This is a genomic window from Prevotella sp. P5-64 (assembly GCF_002251285.1).
Classification (GTDB): Bacteria; Bacteroidota; Bacteroidia; order Bacteroidales; family Bacteroidaceae; genus Prevotella.
The window spans coordinates 1-2,074 of the sequence record NZ_NPJK01000058.1; the positions used below are offsets into that span (position 1 = coordinate 1).

Here is a 2,074-nt window from a genome sequence, read left to right on the forward strand (position 1 = left end):
TTATTTACAAACTTTATGTCACAGTTTCGCATCGGAGTATATTCTTTTTTTCGTGGTAAAGTTAGTAAATATTTATAAATCAAGCATATACAAAGCTGTTTTTCTAATGGCGGTCATTAGAAAATGACAAGAAACTTTTTCTAATGACCGATTTGGGTTTAAGACTTGACCAACAGGGCGACTGACGGGATTGCAACTACCGTCTTTCAAGTCATCAAACAGCCAAACAGCATCAACTGCGTGAATGACAAACAATTATAAAAGAGGAGAAATATTTACTCGGAAAATTGCCGCGATTTACAGCTTGACTGCGGAAATATCTATAAGGCCTTTGGCGATGGCATAGACGGTGAGACCTGCAGGAGAATGTATCTGCAACTTACGTGCAATATTCTTGCGGTGAGTGATAACAGTGTTGATGGAAATGCAAAGATGGTCAGCCATCTCCTTATTTGTCATGCCCTGCACCAGACAGACTATCACGTCGCGCTCGCGGTCGCTCAATACATCTGCATCACTGTTCTTATTAATCATATTAGACAGTTTCTGCGATATATTGCTTTGGTTGATTTGCTTTTCAAGCAATCTGACTGCCGGTATAAAGATATGGTCTTCGACCTCGGAATGCTGGGCAAGCCATGACTCACAATTATAGATATCAAACAGCGTCGCATAAAGCTGATTATTGCGATGCGCATCGACTGGAAGATACTGTATGATGATATTCTTCAACTCACGCAACTTGACATCTATCTGGTCATGATGCTTAGAAAAAGTCTCCACATCATAGTTGGTCTGCGCTTTTCCCTGAAGGAGCGCCTCGACGTATGGAAAGACATTCTTTTCCTCATACTTCATATGATGGACGATACTGCGGGCATACTCATCATATATTTTGATGATGAGAGACGCCAGATTGTCGGCGGCGTCAAGCGATGCTATAAGTTCCTTCCTAATGAAAGGCAACTCAAAGTCCAAATAGTATTCGTGCGAGGATTTAAGATATTGCATCAAGGTGGGCACGGAAAGACGCGCGACATCATCCGCTCCCAGGTATCCATTGATGGTATAATTGACAATACACAGAAAAGTGAAGCTATCGACTCCCTCATCTATACAGACCTCTTCTACCGTCTTGTTGCCAAATCCCAGGTTGATGCCAAAAGAGCCAAGGCAGCGCAAAACCGCATAATTATCCTGTAAAAGAGTAATCATCTTGTCTGATGCTTCATATAATTTCTGCTTCTTCATCGTCTGTTGTTATATAATTGTATGCAAAATTACAAAAATCGAAAGAATATTTTCCTTCCACATTACTTTTTAACCCAAATCGGTCATTAGGATTTCTCTGTGTCGTACGGCAAAGAGAAATCCTTTAATTTTTCCCATATAGATAAGAATGATTGTCGTGTTTTTAGTGATCTAGCCAAATATAGGATGTGCTTGTCTTTTGTTTTTCCCAGATAGGCTGGCGTCGATATCAACTCGTATCGGATAGTCTTCAGAAATTTCTTCTTGTTGGAATTGATCAGCGCATGTCTGAACAACGACATAAAGTTATATGCCATAACAATGAAATTCCCACATGCCTCTGTTGCCCAGAAGTTATTTGTGACAAAGTCATCGATGGAGAAATCATTCTTCAATTCTTTTATCCTATTCTCAGAATCCGCTCTTCCGCGATATGAGTCATATACAATCTTGGCCGGCAGGTCAAGGTCTGTTACAAAGCAGCTGTATCGGTATTTTCCGAAATCCTGCTCATCCTCAAAAAGCTCCAGTTGCTTGATTTGCTTTCCTGCAGCTTTGGGGCGCTTGTCTATTTCTTGCCTGACCATCACAATGCGTCTAGGCTTCTCCCAACCGTTTGCCTGATAGATGGTTTCGGATATTTCCAATCCGTCTGTTAGCTCTATCCATTTGCGTTCATGGGTGAGACTGTACTTTATACGATTGTTGAAACGGCAGGCAATGATATAGTGTAACCCTTTCATTTCCAGATAGTCAAGTATTTCCTTCGCAAAGAAACCGCTATCCATGCGGACCAGCCCGACACGTTTGCCCTCAAGTTTTG

At 41.3% G+C, this 2,074-nt stretch carries 2 protein-coding genes; both read right to left on the reverse strand.

Annotated features, from left to right (window positions below):
• Positions 1-297: 297 nt before the first annotated feature.
• Complete coding sequence (locus tag CIK87_RS10375; RefSeq protein WP_094387113.1) at positions 298-1,251, reverse strand: helix-turn-helix transcriptional regulator; 954 nt, start codon at positions 1,249-1,251, stop codon at positions 298-300.
• A gap of 86 nt (positions 1,252-1,337) precedes the next feature.
• On the reverse strand, positions 1,338-2,074 hold a 737-nt coding region (locus CIK87_RS10380; protein ID WP_144008070.1), incomplete at its 5' end, for a transposase.

What these genes read in the sequence shown, in the direction of transcription:
- CIK87_RS10375 (WP_094387113.1), bottom strand. Translation starts at nt 1,251, where the DNA reads ATGAAGAAGCAGAAATTATATGAAGCATCAGACAAGATGATTACTCTT.